Annotated in this window: 26 protein-coding genes; 11 read left to right on the top strand and 15 right to left on the bottom strand. The window is 61.5% G+C overall.

Going from position 1 to position 21,009, the window contains the following annotated elements:
- Positions 1 to 3 precede the first annotated feature (3 nt).
- The 4 genes from ACZ5ZH_RS09895 to ACZ5ZH_RS09880 form a co-directional block, all read right to left on the bottom strand.
- Positions 4 to 468, bottom strand: coding sequence for a hemerythrin domain-containing protein (locus ACZ5ZH_RS09895; protein ID WP_464771390.1), 465 nt, complete (start codon positions 466 to 468; stop codon positions 4 to 6).
- 60 nt (positions 469 to 528) lie between these two features.
- Positions 529 to 885, bottom strand: a complete 357-nt coding sequence (locus ACZ5ZH_RS09890; RefSeq protein ID WP_460986875.1) for a hypothetical protein — start codon at positions 883 to 885, stop codon at positions 529 to 531.
- A gap of 77 nt (positions 886 to 962) precedes the next feature.
- A complete protein-coding gene (locus ACZ5ZH_RS09885) occupies positions 963 to 2,213 on the bottom strand; it encodes a putative DNA modification/repair radical SAM protein (protein WP_460986874.1) in 1,251 nt (416 codons plus the stop codon).
- 68 nt (positions 2,214 to 2,281) lie between these two features.
- The gene (locus ACZ5ZH_RS09880) at positions 2,282 to 3,040 is read right to left on the bottom strand and encodes a class II aldolase/adducin family protein (protein WP_460986873.1); all 759 of its coding nucleotides are present in this window, start codon (positions 3,038 to 3,040) and stop codon (positions 2,282 to 2,284) included.
- Between the two features lie 222 nt (positions 3,041 to 3,262).
- Here ACZ5ZH_RS09880 and rpsU point away from each other — a divergent pair, with 222 nt between their 5' ends.
- On the top strand, positions 3,263 to 3,469 hold the full coding sequence (rpsU, locus tag ACZ5ZH_RS09875) for a 30S ribosomal protein S21 (protein WP_004208618.1): 207 nt from the start codon (positions 3,263 to 3,265) through the stop codon (positions 3,467 to 3,469).
- A gap of 72 nt (positions 3,470 to 3,541) precedes the next feature.
- A complete protein-coding gene (locus ACZ5ZH_RS09870; RefSeq protein WP_449474321.1) occupies positions 3,542 to 4,102 on the top strand; it encodes an FKBP-type peptidyl-prolyl cis-trans isomerase in 561 nt (186 codons plus the stop codon).
- Between the two features lie 52 nt (positions 4,103 to 4,154).
- Here the strand turns inward: ACZ5ZH_RS09870 and ACZ5ZH_RS09865 are convergent, their stop codons facing one another.
- The 5 genes from ACZ5ZH_RS09865 to pyrE are packed head-to-tail and all read right to left on the bottom strand — an operon-like array spanning position 4,155 to position 7,909.
- Positions 4,155 to 5,234 (bottom strand): AI-2E family transporter, encoded by a 1,080-nt coding sequence (locus ACZ5ZH_RS09865; protein WP_460986872.1) that lies wholly within the window; start codon positions 5,232 to 5,234, stop codon positions 4,155 to 4,157.
- Between the two features lie 23 nt (positions 5,235 to 5,257).
- Entirely contained in the window at positions 5,258 to 6,154 is an 897-nt protein-coding gene (lepB, locus tag ACZ5ZH_RS09860; protein ID WP_464771389.1) for a signal peptidase I, read from the bottom strand.
- 32 nt (positions 6,155 to 6,186) lie between these two features.
- A complete protein-coding gene (gene acpS, locus ACZ5ZH_RS09855) occupies positions 6,187 to 6,588 on the bottom strand; it encodes a holo-ACP synthase (RefSeq protein ID WP_196224700.1) in 402 nt (133 codons plus the stop codon).
- The gene (locus ACZ5ZH_RS09850) at positions 6,585 to 7,322 is read right to left on the bottom strand and encodes a pyridoxine 5'-phosphate synthase (protein ID WP_464771388.1); all 738 of its coding nucleotides are present in this window, start codon (positions 7,320 to 7,322) and stop codon (positions 6,585 to 6,587) included. The genes acpS and ACZ5ZH_RS09850 overlap by 4 nt, the downstream gene beginning before the upstream one ends.
- A gap of 5 nt (positions 7,323 to 7,327) precedes the next feature.
- The gene (pyrE, locus tag ACZ5ZH_RS09845) at positions 7,328 to 7,909 is read right to left on the bottom strand and encodes an orotate phosphoribosyltransferase (RefSeq protein WP_449474318.1); all 582 of its coding nucleotides are present in this window, start codon (positions 7,907 to 7,909) and stop codon (positions 7,328 to 7,330) included.
- Positions 7,910 to 8,191: 282 nt separating this feature from the next.
- Between pyrE and coxB the strand changes: the two genes are divergently transcribed.
- From coxB to ACZ5ZH_RS09800, 9 genes are all read left to right on the top strand, one after another.
- On the top strand, positions 8,192 to 9,202 hold the full coding sequence (gene coxB / locus ACZ5ZH_RS09840) for a cytochrome c oxidase subunit II (protein ID WP_449474317.1): 1,011 nt from the start codon (positions 8,192 to 8,194) through the stop codon (positions 9,200 to 9,202).
- Positions 9,203 to 9,219: 17 nt separating this feature from the next.
- A complete protein-coding gene (ctaD, locus tag ACZ5ZH_RS09835) occupies positions 9,220 to 10,887 on the top strand; it encodes a cytochrome c oxidase subunit I (RefSeq protein ID WP_196224696.1) in 1,668 nt (555 codons plus the stop codon).
- A 113-nt stretch (positions 10,888 to 11,000) separates the two neighbouring features.
- Positions 11,001 to 11,921 (top strand): heme o synthase, encoded by a 921-nt coding sequence (locus tag ACZ5ZH_RS09830; RefSeq protein WP_460988124.1) that lies wholly within the window; start codon positions 11,001 to 11,003, stop codon positions 11,919 to 11,921.
- Positions 11,918 to 12,049 carry a hypothetical protein gene (locus ACZ5ZH_RS09825; RefSeq protein WP_268934763.1) on the top strand — a complete coding sequence of 44 codons (132 nt, stop codon included), beginning with the start codon at positions 11,918 to 11,920 and terminating at the stop codon, positions 12,047 to 12,049. The genes ACZ5ZH_RS09830 and ACZ5ZH_RS09825 overlap by 4 nt, the downstream gene beginning before the upstream one ends.
- On the top strand, positions 12,049 to 12,624 hold the full coding sequence (locus ACZ5ZH_RS09820; protein ID WP_449474315.1) for a cytochrome c oxidase assembly protein: 576 nt from the start codon (positions 12,049 to 12,051) through the stop codon (positions 12,622 to 12,624). The genes ACZ5ZH_RS09825 and ACZ5ZH_RS09820 overlap by 1 nt, the downstream gene beginning before the upstream one ends.
- A gap of 43 nt (positions 12,625 to 12,667) precedes the next feature.
- On the top strand, positions 12,668 to 13,498 hold the full coding sequence (locus ACZ5ZH_RS09815) for a cytochrome c oxidase subunit 3 (RefSeq protein ID WP_449474314.1): 831 nt from the start codon (positions 12,668 to 12,670) through the stop codon (positions 13,496 to 13,498).
- 228 nt (positions 13,499 to 13,726) lie between these two features.
- Positions 13,727 to 14,368: an SURF1 family protein gene (locus ACZ5ZH_RS09810; RefSeq protein ID WP_460986869.1), complete on the top strand. Its 642-nt coding sequence runs from the start codon at positions 13,727 to 13,729 to the stop codon at positions 14,366 to 14,368.
- A gap of 44 nt (positions 14,369 to 14,412) precedes the next feature.
- Entirely contained in the window at positions 14,413 to 15,813 is a 1,401-nt protein-coding gene (gene thrC, locus ACZ5ZH_RS09805; RefSeq protein ID WP_460986868.1) for a threonine synthase, read from the top strand.
- Entirely contained in the window at positions 15,810 to 16,679 is an 870-nt protein-coding gene (locus ACZ5ZH_RS09800) for a class I SAM-dependent methyltransferase (RefSeq protein WP_464771387.1), read from the top strand. The genes thrC and ACZ5ZH_RS09800 overlap by 4 nt, the downstream gene beginning before the upstream one ends.
- 57 nt (positions 16,680 to 16,736) lie before the next feature.
- Here ACZ5ZH_RS09800 and ACZ5ZH_RS09795 read toward each other — a convergent pair whose 3' ends face one another.
- The 6 genes from ACZ5ZH_RS09795 to ACZ5ZH_RS09770 form a co-directional block, all read right to left on the bottom strand.
- The gene (locus ACZ5ZH_RS09795) at positions 16,737 to 17,972 is read right to left on the bottom strand and encodes a murein hydrolase activator EnvC family protein (protein ID WP_464771386.1); all 1,236 of its coding nucleotides are present in this window, start codon (positions 17,970 to 17,972) and stop codon (positions 16,737 to 16,739) included.
- An 82-nt stretch (positions 17,973 to 18,054) separates the two neighbouring features.
- Positions 18,055 to 18,477: a 23S rRNA (pseudouridine(1915)-N(3))-methyltransferase RlmH gene (locus ACZ5ZH_RS09790; RefSeq protein WP_196224688.1), complete on the bottom strand. Its 423-nt coding sequence runs from the start codon at positions 18,475 to 18,477 to the stop codon at positions 18,055 to 18,057.
- A gap of 82 nt (positions 18,478 to 18,559) precedes the next feature.
- Positions 18,560 to 18,946 (bottom strand): ribosome silencing factor, encoded by a 387-nt coding sequence (gene rsfS, locus ACZ5ZH_RS09785; protein WP_464771385.1) that lies wholly within the window; start codon positions 18,944 to 18,946, stop codon positions 18,560 to 18,562.
- Positions 18,947 to 18,958: 12 nt separating this feature from the next.
- A complete protein-coding gene (locus ACZ5ZH_RS09780) occupies positions 18,959 to 19,588 on the bottom strand; it encodes a nicotinate-nucleotide adenylyltransferase (protein ID WP_464771384.1) in 630 nt (209 codons plus the stop codon).
- A 47-nt stretch (positions 19,589 to 19,635) separates the two neighbouring features.
- On the bottom strand, positions 19,636 to 20,151 hold the full coding sequence (locus ACZ5ZH_RS09775) for a sterol desaturase family protein (RefSeq protein WP_464771383.1): 516 nt from the start codon (positions 20,149 to 20,151) through the stop codon (positions 19,636 to 19,638).
- Between the two features lie 110 nt (positions 20,152 to 20,261).
- Positions 20,262 to 21,008 carry a TorF family putative porin gene (locus ACZ5ZH_RS09770; RefSeq protein ID WP_464771382.1) on the bottom strand — a complete coding sequence of 249 codons (747 nt, stop codon included), beginning with the start codon at positions 21,006 to 21,008 and terminating at the stop codon, positions 20,262 to 20,264.
- Position 21,009: the final 1 nt, after the last annotated feature.

Genomic DNA, 21,009 nt, shown 5'->3' with positions numbered 1-21,009 from the left:
AGATCAATCCGACGATTCCGCTCGCTCCAATTCGGCGGGCTTGCGCCGGGCAAAGGTGGCGGCGAGTTTCAGTTCCTCTTCATCCGTCAACTCCGCAGCCGCATCGGGAAACATCTCCTCTTCCTCCTCCTCGATATGGTGGAGATAACGCTTCTTCAGGTTGGCGAAGGTTTCCCGCCATTCAGGGCCGTTGAAGGGCTGCTCCTGCAGCTCCTCCAGATAATCGTCGATTTCCTTATGCTCGGCTACACTATGCTGTGCATCTTCGCGCAGGTCGGGACGGGCGAGCATCGTTGCATATAGCGTTTCTTCCTCCGCCGCCGCATGTGCGGTGACTTCCACACGGAACTGCTCGAACAGCTTCTCCAGCCGATCATTATCGTCCTTCGCGTCAGCCATTTTCTCAAACAGCTGGCGATGGGCGTCATGATCTTGCTTCAGTTTGTCGAAAATCGTGGCATTGGCCATGATGTGCTCCTCTTGATTTAGAGGACACAACGAAAGGCGAAGAGCTTTGGGTCCGCTGGTTCAGCCGAACAGGAAGCGGAAGATGATGGCAACCGGTATCCACAGCAGGCTGCTGGCGATGCTCGTCAGCCAGACCTGCGCGACATCCCTGCGAAAGCGGAGGTCCAGGCTCGACATCGACAGGCCGCTCTCATCCAGTAATTCCCACCGGCGTTCCATGTCCCTCGCCACCATTGCAAAGCCGCCGATTGCGATGATCAGGGCGAGGTGTAGCACCAGCGAGCCGCCCATCCTGGCGACGATGCCAATTTGAAGAAGGCAAAAAACAACAAGCGCAATAGCCAGATGGCTGCTCATGCGCTTGGCATACCGCCCACCATGAGATCGTGCGGAATCATTGTTGAATGCCGTTGCCACCAGCGCCTTCCCCTCGACTTTTATTGAATCTCAAGAAATCACGAAGTGCCGCACTTATCAATAAGGAAAACCTGTCGTCAGTCGAAAAGCTCCAGTTGCGAAGGGGGAGGGGTGAGCTGCCGTTGAAGGTCTGCCTTGTCGGTGAGGTGAACCGGCCTCCAATCGCTGGCGACCAAAAAGGGCCGCAGCTTGGCAATCGAATTTGTCACGCGCGCGACATCGTCCAGCCGAAGGCGGCGGACCCTGCGGCTCGCCAATATGCGATCGACGGCCTTTACGCCCAGGCCCGGCACGCGCAGCAACATCTCACGCGGCGCGTGGTTCACATCTACCGGGAATATGGCCCGGTGTCGCAAGGCCCAGGCCAGCTTGGGATCAATGTCGAGAGGCAAATGCCCCGTTGCGGGGTCGGTCGCTTGATCAAGATCATCCACTGAAAAGCCATAAAAGCGCATCATCCAGTCCGACTGATACAGGCGGTGTTCGCGCAGCAGTGGAGGACGCTTTAACGGAAGGACGCTGCTCGGCGAGGGAATAGGCGAAAAGGCGCTGTAATAGACGCGCCGTAGAGCATGGCGGTCATATAGAGATCGCGCACGCCGGATGATGGCCCGGTCATCTGCTTCGTCGGCCCCTATGATCATCTGCGTGGATTGTCCCGCAGGGGCAAATCGCGGCGCGTGGCGGTAGCGCTTTCTCGCATCGCGCGTATCTTCGATGGCTGTGCGCAGCCCGTTCATCGCGCCTTCGATCCGTGTTCCATCCTTTTCGGGCGCCAGTCGCCGAAGCCCCTGCTCGGTCGGCATCTCGACATTGATCGACAGCCGGTCAGCCAAAAGACCGGCCTGATACGTCAGTTCCGGATCGGCATCAGGGATCGTCTTGAGATGAATATAACCGCGAAAGTCATGCTCTTCCCGCAACGCTCGGGCAACGCCCACCAGCTGTTCCATCGTATAATCGGGCGATCGTATGATCCCGGAGGACAGGAAAAGTCCCTCGATATAATTGCGCCGGTAAAAGCTCAGCGTCAGTTCGACCACTTCGCCCACAGTGAAGCGCGCCCGGCGAACGTCGCTCGACCGGCGATTGATGCAATAATGGCAATCAAAGATACAACTGTTCGTCAGCAAAATCTTGAGCAGCGATATGCATCGTCCGTCAGGTGCGTAGGCATGGCAGATGCCCATGCCTTCGGTCGAACCCAAGCCGCCCTTCTGCCCTGACAGGCTATCGCGCTTCTTCGTTCCGGAGGATGCGCATGATGCATCATATTTGGCCGCGTCGGCGAGGATTTTCAGCTTCTGCGGAATGGAAAGGGCAGTCATAAGTTCATGGTATGTTCTTTTTCTCCGCTTGTCCTTGATCCAGATTGCGAATCGCGTTCAGTCGGACATCAGTTTTTCCATCCTGGATCGATCCGATCGATCAACCGAACCATTGCCTCAAAATCAGGAACGCCCGGCCCAGTCGGCAACTGCACGCCGCTGATATCGCGTTGATGTACGGCAATCACTTCGTCCGGAATGTCGACAGGGGTGCCTGCCGAACCCGTCGCTACCTGTATCTCGCAGGCGCGCTGAAGCATCCAATGCATGAGGAATGCCTTGGGAAGGGTGTCCGCCATGACCAACGTACCGTGGTTGCGCAGCATCATTAGCCGCCGGTCGCCGAGATTGGCGATCAGCCTCTCGCCTTCTTCGGGGCGCAGGGTGATGCCTTCAAAATCGTGATAGGCGATTCGCCCGGCAAAGGCGGCGGCATAGAAATTGGTGGGACGCAGCCCCTCCTGTGTCGCGCTGACCGCCATGGCGGCGGTCGTGTGTGAATGGATGACGCAGTGGGCGTCGGGTAGGTGGCGGTGGAAGACGCTGTGCTGGGTAAAACCGGCGCGGTTCACTGGATAGGGACTGCCGTCCAATATGTGCCCGTCAATGTCGATCTTGACGAGGTTGGACGCCGTCACCTCGGAATAAAGCAAGCCGAACGGGTTGATCAGGAACGCGCTGTCGTCGCCGGGCACGCGCAGCGTGATATGATTGTAGATAAGTTCTGACCATCCCATGTGGTCAAATATGCGGTAGCATGCAGCAAGTTGCTGGCGCGCTTTCCATTCTTCGATGGGCATGTCATCAGCGGAAGCGGCGGTTGCCATGGTGGTCCTCCTATACCCTGTCGCCGTAACTATCCTCCCCGGCGGCGCTGCTGTCGAGCGAAACGGCTTTGGGGTTGAATTTGGCCGACTCTGCTGGTAGGGCGCGCCCCACACGGCGCAGGCTGCCCTGCGACGACTCATCGCTATTACTTTCGGTAGGCCCGTCGGGAAGGGTTTTTTTCCTGACGAACCGCCCGTTTTCGACTGGAGTTTGACTGGATTATGCAAATCATCGTTCGCGACAACAATGTCGACCAGGCCCTGCGCGCGCTCAAGAAGAAGCTGCAGCGTGAGGGCGTGTATCGCGAGATGAAGCTGCGCCGTCACTACGAAAAGCCCTCGGAAAAGCGCGCCCGCGAAAAGGCCGCTGCGGTTCGCCGCGCGCGCAAGCTGGAGCGCAAGCGCGCTGAGCGTGACGGCGTTCGTTAAGACGTTCGTTTTTAAGGGGCGGCGGTTCTCCGCCTCTTTCTGCTGATCATCCGCATCGCGAGGCTTAGGTCCATGTCCACGACCGCTGTTCCCCTTCGTCCCATCGCCAAGGGGTCGCTGACGCGTCTCTGGATCGGTGTTGCCGCCGTGGCGATCGCCGCGGGTGGCTTGGCCTGGGCCGGGCAGCGCGGGGTCGAGCCTTCGCCTGCCAGCTACCTCGCCCGCAATGCCGGGGAGGAAGGTGTAGTCACGACCGAATCGGGCCTCCAGTACAAGGTTCTGGAAGAGGGCACTGGCCCCAGCCCCACCGCAGCGGACGTGGCGCTGGTTGGATATAAGGGCACTTTGCTCGACGGCACTGTCTTCGACGAAAATGCCCAGACCGCGATGCCGGTCGATGGCGTTGTGCCGGGCTTTTCCGAAGGTCTGCAAAAGATGAAGAAGGGCGGCAAGTACCGTCTCTGGATCCCGCCGCAGCTCGGCTATGGTGAGCAGGCGGCTGGACCTATCCCCGCCAATTCCGTGCTGGTCTTCGATGTTCAACTGCACGATTTCAAATCGAAGGCAGACATCATGCGGATGCAGCAGATGATGCAGCAGGGCGCGGCTCCTCCGCCGCTTCCCGGCCGCTGATCGCATCGCCGAAATGTAAAGAATAGAAGGGTCCGGTTTTCGGACCCTTTTTTTATTCGGTGACGACGATCCCCTTTGATTCGGGACCATCGTTCATCGCCTTGGACCGTTCCTCCAGATAGACCTTGATCATCGCCACGATCGGGTCGGCCAGGAACAGGCCCATTATTCCAAACAGCGCGCCGAACAATATCTGCGCGGCCAGGACCAGCGCGGGGGCAAGGTCGGTTGCCCGCTTCGCCACCATGGGAACGATCAGGTAACCATCGACGATCTGCACTACTAGATACACGAAAAAGGCGTAGATCCCGGCGTCCACCCCCGCCGAAAATCCGACGAGCACGATCAATACGCCCGATATGATCGACCCGATGTTCGGCAGAAAAGCAAACAGCCCGGTCAGGATTCCCAGCAGGCCAGCCATTGGGACACCCCCCGCGAGCAGCAGCAGCCAAGTTCCAACGCCCTCGACCGCCATGCCAATCAGTCGACCGAACATCAAACGCCGCAGTGTCCACCCCATCCTGTCGATGACATTGTAGAAGCTCAGGCGGCTGCTCATGGGGAGCATCCAAGCGACGCCGCGCTCATAGAGACGCGGCTCCACCGCAATGAAAATCGCCAGCACCAGCATCATTACGCCGCTGGTCACGGCGCCCATGACGGTGCCGACCGCCGCAGTGACCCGACCGATTGAATTGAAAGCCTGCGTCGCCAGGCTCTTGAAATCATTGGGTGTCGTCGTCACGCCCATTTGCTGCATCCAGCCACCGATGCGGGTGACCTGAGTCTCCACGATGGTGCGCATGGCCTGCGCCTGCGCGGCCAAACTCGCGCCTGTCAGGTAGAATGTATAAGCCAGGAACAGCAGGGCGGAGAGGAGCACGATCGTAAGGCGCCAGCCTCGGCCGATGGGTAAGACACGGCCGAGTAGCCGCGTGCCGCCGTCCATCATGCTGGTCAGGACCAGCGCTCCAAGGATGAGCATGATCGGTTGCGCGAGCAAGGTCAGCAGTGCGACGGCAACCGCCATGGCGATCCACACGCCCGCGCGTTTTATCTCATGCTGAACGAGCGGGTTGCGCAGTTCACTCGGACCCGGTTGCTCAATGTGGACGTGTTTCCCGCTCAATCACCAGCCCCTTTGCAGATGTATTATTTCGGGGGTGGAACGCTTTCCGGGCGTAAGCTGTTCCCCGCCCGGCCACTACGCAGCGCGTGAATCCAGGTCCCGGGATTCCAGCTGGAATTGCCGTCGAGCGAAAAAGTAATGAACTCCGCCCGTCCGCCAATCGCTTCCCAAGGGACAGGTCCTCCAAGGCCGTTCTCCTCAAGCGGCGCGCGGCTGTCGGCGCTATTGTCCCTGTTGTCACCCATCAGGAAGACATGGTCGCGTGGAACGCGCACCGGACCATACCAATCCAGCGCGCTCGGCCCCATGTCGATCGTCACATAGCTTTTGCCGTTCGGTAGAATCTCCTGCCGGACAGGCAACTGACAATATTCCCGCCCGTCTGCCCCCGTGATGCGGGCGCCGGGGAACTGGGTGGGGGAACAGGGGGCGTTGCCATCGATCGGGATCAGGACCGGCTTGATTGCCTTCTGGGGAACAGCGGTGCCGTTCAGGATGACCTGTCCGCCCCGGACCTCGATGATGTCGCCCGGCAGGCCGATCACCCGCTTGATATAGTCTTCCCGCCGGTTATGCGGCGACACGATGACGATATCGCCACGCTCGGGCAGGCGGCCGAAAATGCGACCCTTCAGAAAGGGCAGGGGGTGGAAACTGGGCGAAACATAGGACCAGCCATAAGGGAATTTGCTGACCACCAGCCGGTCGCCCTTCAGCAGCACCGGCATCATGGACTCGCTCGGGATGTAGAAAGGTTTGGCGACGAAGCTGTGAAAGGCCAGGACCGCCAGAATCAGAAGCGCGATGCTCTTCACCTCATGCCACCAGTCGATCGCACTCTTGTCTGTCCGCGCTGGCGGTGCCGCCGCCGGTTCTTCTGTGGAAAGCGGGTCGTTCTCGCTCATGTCGGCTGCCGTCATGGATGGCTTCTCGGATGCTGGTGGTGCCGTGGTCACTGGGGCTGGGCCTCAAGGATGACGAATGCCTGCGCCCATGGATGATCATCGGTTAGCGTGACGTGAATGACCGCCTTGTGTCCATCGGGCAGCATTGTTTGAAGCTGTGCGAGCGCGCCGCCGGTCAGCTCGAGCGTCGGTGCGCCGCCGGGGCGATTGACGACGCCGATGTCCTTCATGAACACGCCACGATTAAAGCCCGTCCCCACTGCTTTGGAAAAGGCTTCCTTGGCGGCGAAACGCTTGGCGAGCGTCCCGGCCTTGGTGAACGGTCGGCGGTTTGCCTTGGCGCGTTCGACTTCGGTGAAAACGCGCTGCTCGAACCGCTCGCCAAAGCGATCGAGCGAATTTTGGATCCGCTCGATGTTGCATAGGTCGGAGCCGAGGCCGATGATCAACGCGCCAGGTCCATCTGCCGCCGCATTTCGCGGATGCTGCTTTCCAACCCGCTGAAAATGGCCTCGCCAATCAGGAAGTGGCCGATGTTGAGTTCGGCCACCTGCGGAATTGCCGCCACCGGGCCTACATTGTCGAAAGTGAGGCCATGACCAGCATGGGGTTCGATACCATTTTTGGCCGCAAGCGCAGCAGCATCGGAGATGCGCCGCAACTCTTCAGCGCGCGCTGAGCCGGAAATATGCGCATAGCGCCCAGTGTGAAACTCCACCACCGGCGCGCCTAGGCGCATCGCTGCCTCGATTTGCGCCGGATCAGGTTCGATGAAAAGGCTGACGCGAATCCCCGCGTCCCCCAGCGCGCCGACGATCGGTCGCAGCGCCTCGATCTGCCCGGCGGCATCCAGACCGCCCTCGGTCGTCCGCTCCTCGCGCTTTTCAGGCACGATGCATGCCGCGTGCGGGCGATGCTTCAACGCAATGTCCAGCATCTCCCGCGTTGCGGCCATTTCAAGGTTCAGCGGAACCTTAAGAGCCGCCATCAGCGTGGCGATATCCTCGTCCCGGATGTGCCGCCGATCCTCGCGCAGGTGCGCGGTGATGCCATCGGCCCCCGCCTTCACGGCCAGCAACGCCGCCTTGACGGGATCAGGATGTTCTCCCCCCCGCGCATTCCGGATGGTGGCAACATGGTCGATGTTGACACCCAGGCGCAGGTGGGCGGGAGTTTGCTGCATGATGCCTATTGTTTCCGGCTTCCAGGTTTGATGGCGGGGATGGCCGCTAGTTCCGGCGGGACATCATCTGCTTCATATACAGGGAAATTGATGCTGACGAGCGGGTAGAAGGGGACGCCCAGATCCACTTCTCCTGCGGATCGGTCGACCAGCGCCACCTCGGCGACAACGATGCCGCCTTCGGCCTCCACCGCTTCGATCGCTTGGCGCGACGACAGCCCGGTCGTAACGACGTCTTCGACCATCAGCACTTTTTGGCCGGGCGTTATGGCGAAGCCGCGCCGCAGCTCGAATTTTCCCTCGGGCCGTTCCAGGAATACGGCATCCTTGTCGAGCGCGCGCCCGACTTCATGGCCGATGATAAGGCCGCCCATGGCGGGCGAGACGACAAGGTCGATGTCCTGCCGCAGTTCGCGGGGCAGCTTCTGCACGACTGCGCGCGCGAGGCCGCCTGCGCGTTCGGCGTTCATCAATACCCGCGCGCATTGCAGGTAATTGGCGCTACGGCGGCCCGAGGACAGAATGAAATGTCCCTCCAGCAGCGCTCCTGCGGCCCTGAATTCTGCCAGTACTTCCTCGTCGGTCATCCGGTTCTTCGATCCATCAGTACATGCCCAGGCCTATTTTCGGGGCCATCTGCACATCAATTTCTAACATGGGTAATGCCCATGAACGCGCCCCTGCGCGCGAGGTGCGAGATAGGCGGACGACCGGGGCGTTGCAACAGCGAAGAAAATCTGCTCCTGCCCGCTTGAGGCAGGAAAAAACCATGCCTATAAGCCGCGGCAGACCGACCGGGCGGAGGGGGATGCGCATGCGCGCGCCTTCGTTGCAGCGGCGCCAAGGGGTTACGGGGTAAGAAGACGCTTATGAAAATGGTGAAATCGCTCGTTCTCGCCGGGTTGCTGGCCTTTGCGCCAGCTGCGGTGTTGAACAGTCAGGCGCTGGCGCAGGACAATGCCGCCGTCGCAGCCGCCGCTGCGGGCAATGCCGCCGCACCGGCCGACTCGGGCGCCAATGCGGCCGCTGCCGAGGCTGCGCCTGCGGCCAAGGTTGCCGCGCCGCCCCGCATGAAGCCGACCGAAGGCATCGGCATGCCGCGCCCCGGCGAGATCACACTGCAGGAACAGTTCACCCCCACGGGTCATACCGCTCGCTGGTTGCATGACGTGCTGCTTCTGCCGCTCATCACGATCATTTCGGTCTTCGTGGCCCTCCTGATGCTCTATGTGATGATCCGCTTCCGCCGCAGCGCCAATCCGGTGCCGTCGAAGACATCGCACAATACGCTGATCGAAGTGATTTGGACCGTGGTTCCGGTGGTGATCCTCCTTGTTATCGCGGTGCCCTCGATCGGCCTGCTGGCTGACCAGTACAAGCCCGCGCCCAAGGATGCGCTGACCGTGAAGGTCACCGGCTACCAGTGGTATTGGGGTTATGAATATCCCGACAACGGCATTCCTGAATATGTCTCGAACATGCTTCCCAGGGAAAAGGCCGAGGCGAATGGCGAGCCTTATCTGCTCGCGCCTGACAACCGCATGGTTCTTCCTGCTGGCCGCCCGATCAAGCTGATCATCACCGGTGCTGACGTGATCCACGCCTTTGCGGTGCCGTCGCTCTGGGTGAAGATGGACGCTGTTCCTGGCCGTCTCAATGAGAAGACCTTCACCATTGAGAAGCCGGGCGTCTATTACGGGCAGTGTTCTGAACTGTGCGGCGCGCGTCACGGGTTCATGCCGATCGCGATCGAGGCGCTGCCTCCTGCCCAGTTTGACCAGTGGGTTCTCTCGCAGGGCGGCAAGCTTAGGGGCGCTGACGCAGCAGCTACGGCTGCCGCTCCCGCAGCGCCTGCCGCCGCTCCCGCCGAAAAGCTTTGATGTAAGGGCATAACGCCATGACCACGATTACTGCAGATCATCACGGCGATCATGCTCATGATCATCATGACGCCGATCACAAGCCAGCCTTCTTCCAGCGCTGGTTCATGTCGACGAACCACAAGGACATCGGCACTCTCTATCTGATCTTCGCGATCCTCGCCGGCGTGATCGGTGGCGCAATTTCGGGTCTGATGCGTGCTGAGCTTGCGCAGCCCGGCATTCAGTATCTCCACACTTGGGCCCAGATGACTGATGGTCCTTCGGCCACGATGGACCAGGCCTATCACCTCTGGAACGTGCTGATCACCGCGCACGGTCTGATCATGGTCTTTTTCATGGTCATGCCTGCGATCATCGGCGGCTTTGGCAACTGGTTCGTGCCGATCATGATTGGTGCGCCGGACATGGCCTTCCCGCGCATGAACAATATCAGCTTCTGGTTGCTGATCCCCGCTTTTTCTCTGCTGCTCGGTTCGACATTCGTTCCTGGTGGTACGGGTAATGGCGCGGGCACGGGCTGGACGGTCTATGCTCCGCTCTCGACCAGCGGTTCTGCGGGGCCAGCTGTGGATATGGCTATCCTGTCGCTCCACATCGCGGGCGCCAGCTCCATTCTGGGCGCCGTCAACTTCATCACTACCATCCTGAACATGCGCGCGCCGGGTATGACCCTGCACAAGATGCCGTTGTTCGTATGGTCGGTTTTGGTCACCGCCTTCCTCCTGCTGCTCGCGCTGCCGGTTCTGGCGGCCGCTATCACAATGCTGCTGACCGATCGTAACTTCGGCACCACTTTCTACGATGCCGCCGGGGGTGGCGATCCGGAGCTTTACCAGCATCTTTTCTGGTTCTTTGGGCACCCCGAAGTGTACATCATGATCCTGCCTGGTTTTGGTATCGTCAGCCAGATCATCTCGACCTTCAGCCGTAAGCCGGTGTTCGGCTACCTCGGCATGGCATATGCCATGGTCGCGATTGGCGTCGTCGGGTTCGTCGTCTGGGCGCACCATATGTTCACCACCGGCATGTCGGTGAACGTGAAGATGTACTTCACGGCCGCGACGATGGTCATTGCCGTTCCCACCGGCATCAAGATCTTCTCGTGGATCGCGACGATTTGGGGCGGTTCGATCAGCTACAAGACCCCCATGGTCTGGGCGCTGGGCTTCATCTTCCTGTTCACCGTGGGTGGTGTTACCGGCGTGGTCCTGGCAAATGGCGGCGTCGATGACGTGCTGCACGACACCTATTATGTTGTTGCCCACTTCCATTATGTGTTGTCGCTGGGCGCCGTTTTCGGTCTCTTCGCGGGCTTCTACTATTGGTTCCCGAAGATGTCGGGCCGCATGTACAGCGAATTCCTCGGCCACCTGCACTTCTGGGTGTTCTTCGTGGGCGTGAACCTGCTGTTCTTCCCCATGCACTTCCTCGGCCTGTCGGGCATGCCCCGCCGCTACCCCGATTATCCAGAAGCCTTTGCCTACTGGAACAGCGTGGCCAGCCATGGATATGAGATCATGGCCGTGGGCGTGTTGATCTTCTTCGTGAACGTCTTCTGGTCGCTTGCTTTCGGCAAGAAGGCAGAAGGCAATCCGTGGGGCGAAGGCGCGACGACCCTGGAATGGACGCTGCCCAGCCCGCCGCCATTCCACCAGTTCGAAACATTGCCGGTCATCGACTGACGATCGGCGAAAAGAATGCATCCAGCGGGATGCCGGGTGGCGACGAATATCGCGGACCCGCAGTTAGCAGCGCCGGCGCCTGTGATGGTGCCGGGCTGCCGCATGAGGAGCATATGGCAAGTTCGCCGTTCATGACCGGGAGCGCCGCTTCCACGATTCCCGCACACTGGCGCGACTTTGTCGCGCTGACCAAGCCGCGCGTGATGACATTGGTTGTCTTCACCGGTCTTTGCGGGCTGCTCGCGGCGCCTGGTCAAATCCATCCCGTACTCGCCTTCACGGCCATCCTGTGCATAGCGTTGGGCGCTGGCGCAGCCGCAGCGCTCAACCAATGGTATGAGGCGGATATTGACGCAAAGATGAAGCGGACCGCCAACCGTCCACTGCCCGCTGGCCGGATGGACCGGCAGTCGGCCCTCCATTTCGGCGTCGGCCTTTCCTTCTTCTCGGTCCTGCTGATGGGCGTGGCGACGAACTGGCTCGCCTCTGCCATCCTGGCGGTGTCGATTCTTTTCTATGTTTTCATTTACACTATTTGGCTCAAGCCCCGGACAACACAGAACATCGTCATTGGCGGTGCTGCGGGGGCCTTTCCTCCCGTTATTGGCTGGGCTGCAGTCACAGGTGACGTCGGCGCCCTCCCGGTGGCGCTTTTCATGCTCACCTTCTTCTGGACGCCGCCGCATTTCTGGGCACTCGCGCTGTTCGTGAAGACCGACTATGCTGCGGCAAACATTCCGATGCTGCCCGTCGTATCAGGTGAAGTTGCTACGCGCCGTCAGATATGGTTCTACACCGCGATCATGGCCGCCGCAGCGATGGCACCCATTCTGCTTCGCCTTACCGGTCTGATTTACGGCGTAACTGCCTTGTTCGGTACGGGCCTGTTCGTGATCTTCGCCTTTCAGGTCTACCGGCGCCGTGAAATGGATCCCAGCCGCATGGGTCCCGAACGCCGACTGTTCAAATATTCGATCCTCTATCTTTTCCTTCTGTTCGGAGCGGTTGTCATTGATCGTTGGTTGCTGGCATGACGCCTGAGGAGGAAAAGCAGGTACGCAGTCGGCAGAAGTCGCGCGCCATTGTCACTGGGCTGTTGCTCGGGGCGCTCGTCATTCTCTTTTACGCGATCACGATCGTGAAGATTGGCGCGGGTCAGTAATGGCCAGCTTGCCACCGTCGCCTTTTGATCGGGATCGCCGGAACCGCCGCACCCTCATCACTATGACGGGGGTAGGATTGGCTATGCTTGGGCTGGGTTTCGCATCGGTCCCACTCTACCGGATTTTCTGCCAGCAGACGGGATATGGCGGCACGACGCAGCGCGCTGCTGCTGACGTCAAGTTGCAGCCTGCGATCGGCCATACAATGTCGATCCGGTTCGATTCCAACGTTCAACCTGGCATGCCCTGGCAATTCTATCCTGAACATCGGACGGATACGGTGACCGTTGGCGCGCGCGACATGGCGATCTTCATCGCGAAGAACATGTCGGATAAGCCTGTTACGGGCACGGCCAGCTTCAACGTGACGCCGATCCAGTCTGGCGCCTACTTCACCAAGATTCAGTGTTTCTGCTTCACCCAGCAGACATTGCAGCCGGGCGAGCAGGTCCGCATGCCGGTGATTTATTATGTTGATCCCAAGATACTGAATGATCCCGACAATAGGGACACTCAGCAAATTACGCTAAGTTACACCTTCTATCCTGTTGAGCAGGACAAGAAGCCGAGCTAAGGCAATCCACGATAACGCGAACGCGAACAGGGAAGAGTACGTCATGGCAGGCGCCAAGCAGCACGATTATCATATTCTACCGCCCAGCATCTGGCCGCTATTCGGGTCCATGTCGGCGCTGGTAATGGCGCTCGGCGCGATCATGTGGATGCACCCTGATGCCATGCCTGCCGGCGGTGGCTGGGTATTCCTGATCGGCGTCGCGGGCGTGCTGTTCACCATGTATAGCTGGTGGGCGAACGTGATCGCAGAGGCGCATGCCGGTGACCATACGCCGGTGGTGCAATTGCATCTGCGCTATGGGATGATCCTGTTCATTGCTTCGGAAGTCATGTTCTTTGTCGGCTGGTTCTGGGCGTTCTTCGACTTCTCGCTCTTCCCGAGCCAGCTTGCTCCGATCGAAGGGTTGTTCCCGTCCAAGGGTATCGAGGTGATGAACGCGTTTGAGCTGCCGCTGCTCAACACGCTGATCCTGCTCTGCTCGGGCACGACCGTCACCTGGGCGCACCACGCGCTCATTCATGGAGATCGTGAGAGTCTGAAAACCGGCCTGTGGTTGACGGTGATCCTCGGCCTGCTCTTCTCTTCGATCCAGGCCTATGAATATATGCATGCGCCGTTCCCGTTCGGCGGCAGCCCCTACAGCTCGGCCTTCTACATGGCGACGGGCTTCCACGGCTTCCACGTTCTGATCGGTACGATCTTCCTGATCGTCAATCTGGTCCGCGTCTATAAGGGGCACTTCACTCCCCGCCAGCATTTCGGTTTTGAGGCCGCTGCCTGGTACTGGCACTTTGTCGACGTCGTCTGGCTGTTCCTGTTCGTCGCCATCTATGTGTGGGGCGGCTGGGGCGCTCCGATGCACGGCGGCTAAGGACTGCGTCTTATCCATCAAGCAAACGGCCGGTAACAACCGGCCGTTTTCTTTTGGGCGGAAGATAATTATGCCTGTCGTTATGCTTCTTTCCACACCAGTGCTTCTCCAGCCGTCCAGCCTCTCTCTGCCCGGCGTTCGGCTGCCGAATGCGAGTGCCGTGCCTGCCTGCCGGCAACTCGGCCCGTCCGCGTTGACCGGGGCGACCATATCGTCGGCGGTCAAGCTATGACCGCGCGTCGCGTCCCCCTTTTTGCCAGCATTATCGTGGCAGGCGCCGTGCTGGTCATGATCGCCCTTGGCATCTGGCAGTTGCAGCGCCGCGGCGAGAAGGAGGCGATGCTGGCCCTTGCGTCGGCCAATCCAGCCAAGCCGACTGTCAGCTTCCCGCAAATGCCACCTGTTCCGCCCGTGCTGCTGTTCCGGCGCTCTTCCATTCATTGCCTGAATGTCGTCGGCTGGCAGACGGAAGCGGGACGGGCCGCCGATGGGTCGGTCGGCTACCGCTATATCGCGCAATGCGCCACCGGAGCAGAAGGGCCTGGAGCGCTCGTTGCCTTGGGCGTCGCCAAGCAGCCGGACCTGAGGCCAAATTGGAAAGGCGGCCAAGTCACCGGCTGGATATCCGAAGAGCCTGATCACCGGACGTTGTTGTCGCGGTTCACGGCCAATGTCCTTCCGCTGCGGCCGATGTTGATCGCGGAGCGCGCGCCGGAAGGGTTGAAACCGGTCGCCCCGCCGAGCGTCAACGACGTTCCGAACAATCACCTCGCTTATGCCATCCAGTGGTTCTTCTTCGCGGCGGTGGCCGTGGTTATCTACGTTCTTGCGCTTCGCAAGCGGATGCCTCCATCGGCCGATCCGTCGTAAAGGCTTGCTCCAACGCTCCAGCCTCGTTACCGCGCTTCCCCATCATGCAATATGTGAGCACCAGGGGAAGCGCGCCTGCGCTGGGTTTCGAGGATGTGACGCTGGCAGGGCTGGCGTCCGACGGCGGCCTTTATGTTCCGGAAAGCTGGCCGCGCTTTTCGGAGGCGGACATACGCGCGCTCGCCGGGCTTTCCTATGTGGAAACCGCCGTCCGCGTCATGGCCCCCTATGTCGCGGGCTCGCTCAGTGAAGATGAACTGCGCGAGCTGTGCACTGCCGCCTATGGCCGGTTCAGCCACAACGCGGTGACGCCGCTGGTTCAGCTGGACCACCAGCATTGGTTGCTCGAACTTTTCCATGGCCCGACCCTGGCGTTCAAAGATGTCGCGCTGCAATTGCTGGGGCAGCTGTTCGAGCGGTTCCTGTCCCGCCGTGATGATCATCTGACGATCGTCGGTGCGACTTCAGGCGATACGGGGTCGGCGGCGATCGACGCCGTTGCAGGGCGCGAGAAGATCGACATCTTCATGCTGCACCCGGAAGGCCGCGTGTCCGACGTGCAACGGCGCCAGATGACCACGGTGCGCGCGCCCAACGTCCATAATATCGCGATTGAGGGCAGCTTCGACGACGCGCAGGCACTCGTGAAGGCGATGTTCAACGACCCTGTCTTTTCGAAGAAGTTCAATCTGTCGGCGGTGAACAGCATCAACTGGGCGCGGCTGATGGCGCAGGTGGTCTATTATTTCTACGCCGCCGTAAGACTGGGCGCGCCCGAGCGGCAAATTGCCTTTTCAGTGCCGACCGGCAATTTCGGCGACGTGTTCGCTGGTTATGTCGCGGCGCAGATGGGGCTTCCCGTTGCGAAGCTGATGGTCGCGACCAACGTCAATGACATTCTGCACCGTGCGCTGGCGGATGGTGACTATAGCCAGGGCCAGGTCGTTCAGACTTCCACTCCCAGCATGGATATCCAGATCAGTTCGAATTTCGAACGACTGCTGTTCGATGCAGGTGGCCGTGGCGGTCCGGCGCTGGCTGAGCAGATGAAGGGTTTCGAGACCAGCCGGGCGATGCGGCTCACCAATGCGCAGCGGGCTGGCGCGGCTAAGCTGTTCGCTTCGGCGCGCGTCGATGGCGATGCAATGAACATGGCGATTCGTTGGGCCTTTGATGGAGCGGGTCAGGTCATCGACCCCCATACCGCCGTGGGCCTTGCCGCCGCGCGCGAGATGGAGGTTGAGGCAGGCGTGCCGATCGTCACGCTGGCGACGGCGCATCCAGCCAAGTTCCGCGAGGCCGTGGAGCGCGCCACCGGGCTTCGTCCGCCTCTGCCTGCCCGCATGGGTGACCTGTTCGCCCGAGAGGAAGCCTATGCCAAGCTGCCCGCGACCTTTGAGGCGATCACCGCCTATGTCGCGGAGCGCGCTACGCCGCGAGCATGAAGCTCGACACGCTCATCGGTGAGCCGTGGGCCGATTATGGCCTGCTCGATTCGGGTCATGGCCGCAAGCTGGAACGCTATGGCCGTTATCGTTTCATCCGACCCGAGCCGCAGGCGATGTGGGCGCCCGCGAGTGCCGACTGGCAGGCCGATGGCGAATTCGTGCCGGGGTCGGATGAAGAGGGCGGCGGGCGCTGGTTCTATGATCGCCCGGTGCCCGCTGAAGGTTGGCCGCTCAGCTGGAACGAGGTGACGTTTCAGGCGAGTTGCACGCCTTTCCGGCATCTCGGCTTCTTTCCCGATATGGCGCCGGTGTGGAACTGGATGCGCGAGCAGACGGCCGGGCTGGAGCAGCCGCAGATCATGAACCTGTTCGGCTATACCGGCGTCGGGACATTGGCGATGTCGGCTACCGGCGCGCAGATGGTGCATGTCGATGCGTCGAAGAAGTCGGTGGCGCAGGCGCGGGCTAATGCCGCCGCATCGGGGATGGAAGACCGCCCCGTTCGCTGGATCGTTGACGATGCGGCCAAGTTCGTCGCTCGCGAGGTCCGGCGAGAGCGGCGCTATGACGGCATATTGCTTGACCCGCCTAAATATGGCCGTGGGCCGGACGGTGAAATCTGGAGGCTGGAAGAGGATCTGCCTCGGCTGATCGCGGATTGCCGCCGTCTGCTGGATGCCGACAGCCGCTTCCTGTTCCTGACCGTTTATGCCGTCCGCATGTCCGCGCTGGCGATCGGGGAATTGCTGAAGCAGGCCTTTGCCGACCTTCCGGGCACGGTCGAAGCGGGCGAATTGGCCGTGCGGGAGGAAGCAAGAGGGCTGGAACTGCCAACGGCCATCTGGGCGCGCTGGCGGCGCTAGCGCGCACTGCGCAACACTTTTGCGCCCGATACTAATCAGCGGCGCGTCCGAACGCTTTCAGCCTAGCCCGACCAACGGCACGATGTCGACCGGACGGCCATTGCGACGCAGTTCGATCGTGATGGTCGGATGCCCGCTTCCGGCGTTGCCCAGCGGATCACCCTGTCGCACATCATCGCCCACGGCGGCGGAAAGCCGATGCAATCCGGTGATCAATGTGGTCCAGCCGCCGCCATGATCGAGGATCATGATCTGGCCGTAGCCGCGATAAGGTCCTGCGAAGACGACGCGCCCCGCCGTAGGTGCGACGGCGAGCGCGCCCGACTGGGTGACGATGGTGAGACCCCGCGACCGGACGCCGCTTTCCGACAATTCACCCATGCCGGTGACCAGCTGACCCATCACCGGCAAGCGATAGGGTGGAGGTCCGCCCGCACTGCGCTGCCTTGCCTGTGCAGGCGCCATAGCGAGGTCGGGGCGCGCTGGCCTGAGCAGCGCGCCGGGGAGCGCTGCCAGTTCCTCCCGTAAATCGCCTGCGGCCTGGAGGCGATCCATCAGATCGACAATGTCGCGGGCTCTTTCGCCCAGGGCGAGAGCGCGGTCACTCTCCAGATTGGCGTTGGAGCGATAGTCCCTCGCCGCCAGCCGCTTTTGCGTTTCCAACGTGCGTAAAGCGGCTTGGCTATTGCGGAGGTCGGCTTGGCTTTGTGCGAGTGAAGCGGCGGCCTGCTCGGCGGTCTCACGCAAAGCGCGGCTGCGCTCCAGTTCAGCGCGCAAGCCAGTTGTGCGCTCCTGAATGACGGGCAATATCTGTCCCAGCACGGCGCGCATGTGGACGGCATCGCTCAGCGACCCCGGCTGCACCAGCGCCAGGGCCAAAGGCCGCCGCGCCATCATCTGAAGGGCGGCGGTCAAACGGACAACCGGCTCCTGCTTGGCCGCCAGCCGTGCTGCTTGCGAACGCTGCATGCGGGCTATGATAGCGATACGTGCTTGGGCCGCTTGAATGTCGGCCTCGGCCTGCTGGATACGGGCAGCCATGGCGGCGGCGCGGCGGCGCGCCTGTTCGGCTTCGTCCCGCGCGGCCGTTGCCTGCTGTTCCAACCGCTGGGAGCGTTCGCGCGCTTGTTCGGACTGGATGCGGGCCGCCTTCAGCGCAGCCTGTTCCTGACGCAGGCTGGTTTCGCCGGTGCCGCCCAGGATGATGCCCGCTTGAGGAGCCGCCGCCAGGCGCGCGGCGGCGATGACCGCTACGCCGCCGATGATCGCCGCGAAGGCTGTTGACCTTTTCACCCCTTGCCCCCTGCCGGTCCTGCTGGCGACCGGCGATATCTGACTAGGCGCAAACGCCCATCCATGTCGAGCGGTGGCGGCATCAGCCTTCGCGATGATAGGGGTGGCCCGAAAGGATGGAACAGGCGCGCCACAATTGTTCGGCCAGCATGGCGCGAGCCATCATGTGTGGCCAGGTCATCGCGCCAAAGGCGATCAGCAGGTCGGCCCCCGCGCGGGCTTCGTCGTCGAAGCCGTCCGCCGCGCCGATCAGGAAGCGGCATTCGCGCGCGCCCTGGTCTCGCCAGCCTTCGAGCCGCTTGGCGAAGTCCATTGAGCTGAGCTGGCGGCCTTTCTCGTCCAGCATCACGGTGATCGTGCCAGTCGGAGCGGGCGGCAGCTTGCCGCCACGGTCGGGCAGTTCGGTGATCCTGTGCGGCATGGTCAGCCGCTTCACGTAACGTTCGACCAGTTCCGCTTCGGCCGAACGTCCGATCTTGCCGCGCGCGATGATGTGGAGGAGCATGGCTCACGCTCCTAACGGGTCAGTGCACGCTTGTCGAAGGTCTGCATGCATTGGCGACACGAAGCCGATGCAGCAGAAGCCTTCAGGCCGTGCCAGCTACCGGCGAGTCGACAAAGCCCCACATCCGTTCCAGATTGTAGAAGCTGCGTACTTCGGGCCGGAACAGGTGGACGATCACGTCGCCCGCATCGATCAGCACCCAGTCAGCGACCGGCAGTCCCTCCACGCGCGCGGAGCGGCCGGTGGCCTGCTTGATGCGCTCGGCAAGCTTCTGCGCCATCGACGCGACCTGACGCGATGAACGCCCGCTGGCGATCACCATATGGTCGGCAATGCTGCTCTTGCCTTCAAGCGGGATGGAGATGGTTTCCTGCGCCTGGTCATCGTCGAGCGATTTCAGGACAAGGTCGTGCAGGGCGGCAACGCTGTCGGCATCAGCCGGGTCGTTGGCAGGATGTGGTCTGGTCAAAAATGCTCCATTCTAGACAATCAACCGGCGCGTGAGCGGATCGCGCACGCGTGCATGTTCATATTCGCGATGCCAGAGGGGTTTCGCCTGCCGCAGCAGGGTCGCCGATCTTGGATCAGGGCGAAAGCGCAAAAGCACAAGCGCCGGCGGTCTCCAATCCGTCCAGTCTGCACTCTGGCGCGCGGGCCGGACGAAACGCCGCAGCCAGGCCATGGCCCCAGAGCCACGGGCAACTCCATCATAGCCGGGCCGGGCGATTACGGCAATGGGCATCTGTCGCGCGATGCCGCGCCAATCTTTCCACTGGCCGAACTGGGCCAGATTGTCCGCGCCCATCAGCCAGATAAACTGATTGCGGGGGAAGCGGTGCCTGATCATCTTAAGCGAATCGACGGTGTATCGGGTGCCCAGCGCTTGCTCGATCGCGGTGGACCGAATCGGCGCGCCTCTAGCGACATGGCGGGCATGGGCGAGGCGCGCGGGGAGGGACGCCATGCCAGCACGGGGCTTGAGCGGATTACCCGGCGAGACCAGCCACCAGACTTCGTCCAGCCGCAGCGCCTTCGCAGCGAACAGCGAGATTGCGCGATGGCCGCCATGCGCCGGATTGAAAGAGCCGCCCAGCAGGCCGATGCGTGCCATTCAGCTTGCCGCCGTCGCTGCCAATGGGCCAGAAATGAACCGATTGGTCACTCTGCTTCCATGAGCCCGCGTGCCTTCCGCACGCCCTTCCGCCGATTCCCTTGCGCCAGTTGCCTTTTGAGCTCCTCCGGCCGCGGGGCGACCAGGAAGCCGAAGCTGATGCAGCCCTCGCGCGTTTCGACCGCATGATGCAGCCGATGTGCCTGAACGATCCGCTTCATATAGGGCGAGCGGGAGACATGCCGGTGATTGATCCGCTGATGGACGAGGATGTCGTGAAAGCCGAGATAGATGAGGCCGTAAGCCGCGATCCCCGCGCCGCAGGCTGTCGCCCAATCGCCCCAGCCCCATTGCACGCCCCCCAGCAGCAGCAGGATCGAGGGGAGCGCGAAGATCACGAAATAGAGGTCGTTCGCTTCCCACATTCCGTTGCGGGGACGATGATGGCTGGCGTGCAGGAACCAGCCCGGCCCATGCATCACCCAGCGGTGCATGACATAGGCAAAGCCCTCCATCGCGGTGACGGTGGCGGCGAAGATCAGGAACAGCAGGAACGCGGACATGGCGCCCTGTATAAACGGGCGAATGAAGGTGCGCGACCCCGTATAACTCCGGACACGAAAAAGGCCGCGATCATCGAGATCGCGGCCCCATCATTCAATAATCGAAGAAATCAGAAGGAGGCGGTGATCGAACCCACTACGCCAGCCTTGCTGATGTTACGGCCGCTGGGGCTGTAGAGCGACTTGTCGGTGTCAACATAGCTGACGCCGAAGGTCAGGTGGCTCCAGGTGTAGGTCGCGCCGATGCTCCAATCGGTATATTCGTCACCGATGGTGAGGTAGCTGGGACCGAAGCTGTGGCCCAGATGCGCCGAAACGCCCAGTGGCGTGTTGGGAATGCTGGCCGACAGGTCGCCCGCGACATAGAGATTGTCTTCGCGGGTCAGGCCGCCATCGACCGAAAGGGCGCGCGACTTGGGTGCATAGGCGGCGCTGAGCTTGGCCGTTGCCGGGCCGAAGGTGCCCTTGACCGAAGCGTAGGGCTCAACGAAGTCGGTGTTCGCACCGCCCGAACCGGGATAGTAATAATAGAGCACGCCGACATCGACGGTCGCGGCGCCGAAGGTCCGCGAATAGCCTGCGATCAGGTCGAGTTCCTGATCGCTGCCAGCGGCCACATAATCGTCGATGGACGAGCCCCAGGTCGAGACATAGAAGCCCGATTCATGGGTGACGGTGATGCCGCCCTGCAGCGCGAAACGCTTGTCGGTCTGTGAAATGCCACGGAAGCGATAGTCGCTGACTACGGCTGCATTGCCGGTGACGGTGAGCGCTGGCGTAGCTTCGTCCTGGGCGAGCGCCGGGACGGACAGAGCAGCGAGAGCGACGGCCGAGAGGCCGAGAATGGACTTACGCATT

The sequence above is a fragment of the Sphingobium sp. TomMM7A genome (assembly GCF_055397305.1).
Note: the sequence above shows the minus strand (reverse complement) of the source record. Positions and strands in the feature narration are given on the sequence as shown.

What these genes read in the sequence shown, in the direction of transcription:
- ACZ5ZH_RS09895 (WP_464771390.1), bottom strand. Translation starts at nt 468, where the DNA reads ATGGCCAATGCCACGATTTTCGACAAACTGAAGCAAGATCATGACGCC.
- ACZ5ZH_RS09885 (WP_460986874.1), bottom strand. Translation starts at nt 2,213, where the DNA reads ATGACTGCCCTTTCCATTCCGCAGAAGCTGAAAATCCTCGCCGACGCG.
- ACZ5ZH_RS09880 (WP_460986873.1), bottom strand. Translation starts at nt 3,040, where the DNA reads ATGGCAACCGCCGCTTCCGCTGATGACATGCCCATCGAAGAATGGAAA.
- rpsU (WP_004208618.1), top strand. Translation starts at nt 3,263, where the DNA reads ATGCAAATCATCGTTCGCGACAACAATGTCGACCAGGCCCTGCGCGCG.
- ACZ5ZH_RS09870 (WP_449474321.1), top strand. Translation starts at nt 3,542, where the DNA reads ATGTCCACGACCGCTGTTCCCCTTCGTCCCATCGCCAAGGGGTCGCTG.
- lepB (WP_464771389.1), bottom strand. Translation starts at nt 6,154, where the DNA reads ATGACGGCAGCCGACATGAGCGAGAACGACCCGCTTTCCACAGAAGAA.
- ACZ5ZH_RS09850 (WP_464771388.1), bottom strand. Translation starts at nt 7,322, where the DNA reads ATGCAGCAAACTCCCGCCCACCTGCGCCTGGGTGTCAACATCGACCAT.
- pyrE (WP_449474318.1), bottom strand. Translation starts at nt 7,909, where the DNA reads ATGACCGACGAGGAAGTACTGGCAGAATTCAGGGCCGCAGGAGCGCTG.
- coxB (WP_449474317.1), top strand. Translation starts at nt 8,192, where the DNA reads ATGAAAATGGTGAAATCGCTCGTTCTCGCCGGGTTGCTGGCCTTTGCG.
- ctaD (WP_196224696.1), top strand. Translation starts at nt 9,220, where the DNA reads ATGACCACGATTACTGCAGATCATCACGGCGATCATGCTCATGATCAT.
- ACZ5ZH_RS09830 (WP_460988124.1), top strand. Translation starts at nt 11,001, where the DNA reads ATGGCAAGTTCGCCGTTCATGACCGGGAGCGCCGCTTCCACGATTCCC.
- ACZ5ZH_RS09825 (WP_268934763.1), top strand. Translation starts at nt 11,918, where the DNA reads ATGACGCCTGAGGAGGAAAAGCAGGTACGCAGTCGGCAGAAGTCGCGC.
- ACZ5ZH_RS09820 (WP_449474315.1), top strand. Translation starts at nt 12,049, where the DNA reads ATGGCCAGCTTGCCACCGTCGCCTTTTGATCGGGATCGCCGGAACCGC.
- ACZ5ZH_RS09815 (WP_449474314.1), top strand. Translation starts at nt 12,668, where the DNA reads ATGGCAGGCGCCAAGCAGCACGATTATCATATTCTACCGCCCAGCATC.
- ACZ5ZH_RS09810 (WP_460986869.1), top strand. Translation starts at nt 13,727, where the DNA reads ATGACCGCGCGTCGCGTCCCCCTTTTTGCCAGCATTATCGTGGCAGGC.
- thrC (WP_460986868.1), top strand. Translation starts at nt 14,413, where the DNA reads ATGCAATATGTGAGCACCAGGGGAAGCGCGCCTGCGCTGGGTTTCGAG.
- ACZ5ZH_RS09800 (WP_464771387.1), top strand. Translation starts at nt 15,810, where the DNA reads ATGAAGCTCGACACGCTCATCGGTGAGCCGTGGGCCGATTATGGCCTG.
- ACZ5ZH_RS09790 (WP_196224688.1), bottom strand. Translation starts at nt 18,477, where the DNA reads ATGCTCCTCCACATCATCGCGCGCGGCAAGATCGGACGTTCGGCCGAA.
- ACZ5ZH_RS09780 (WP_464771384.1), bottom strand. Translation starts at nt 19,588, where the DNA reads ATGGCACGCATCGGCCTGCTGGGCGGCTCTTTCAATCCGGCGCATGGC.
- ACZ5ZH_RS09775 (WP_464771383.1), bottom strand. Translation starts at nt 20,151, where the DNA reads ATGTCCGCGTTCCTGCTGTTCCTGATCTTCGCCGCCACCGTCACCGCG.
- ACZ5ZH_RS09770 (WP_464771382.1), bottom strand. Translation starts at nt 21,008, where the DNA reads ATGCGTAAGTCCATTCTCGGCCTCTCGGCCGTCGCTCTCGCTGCTCTG.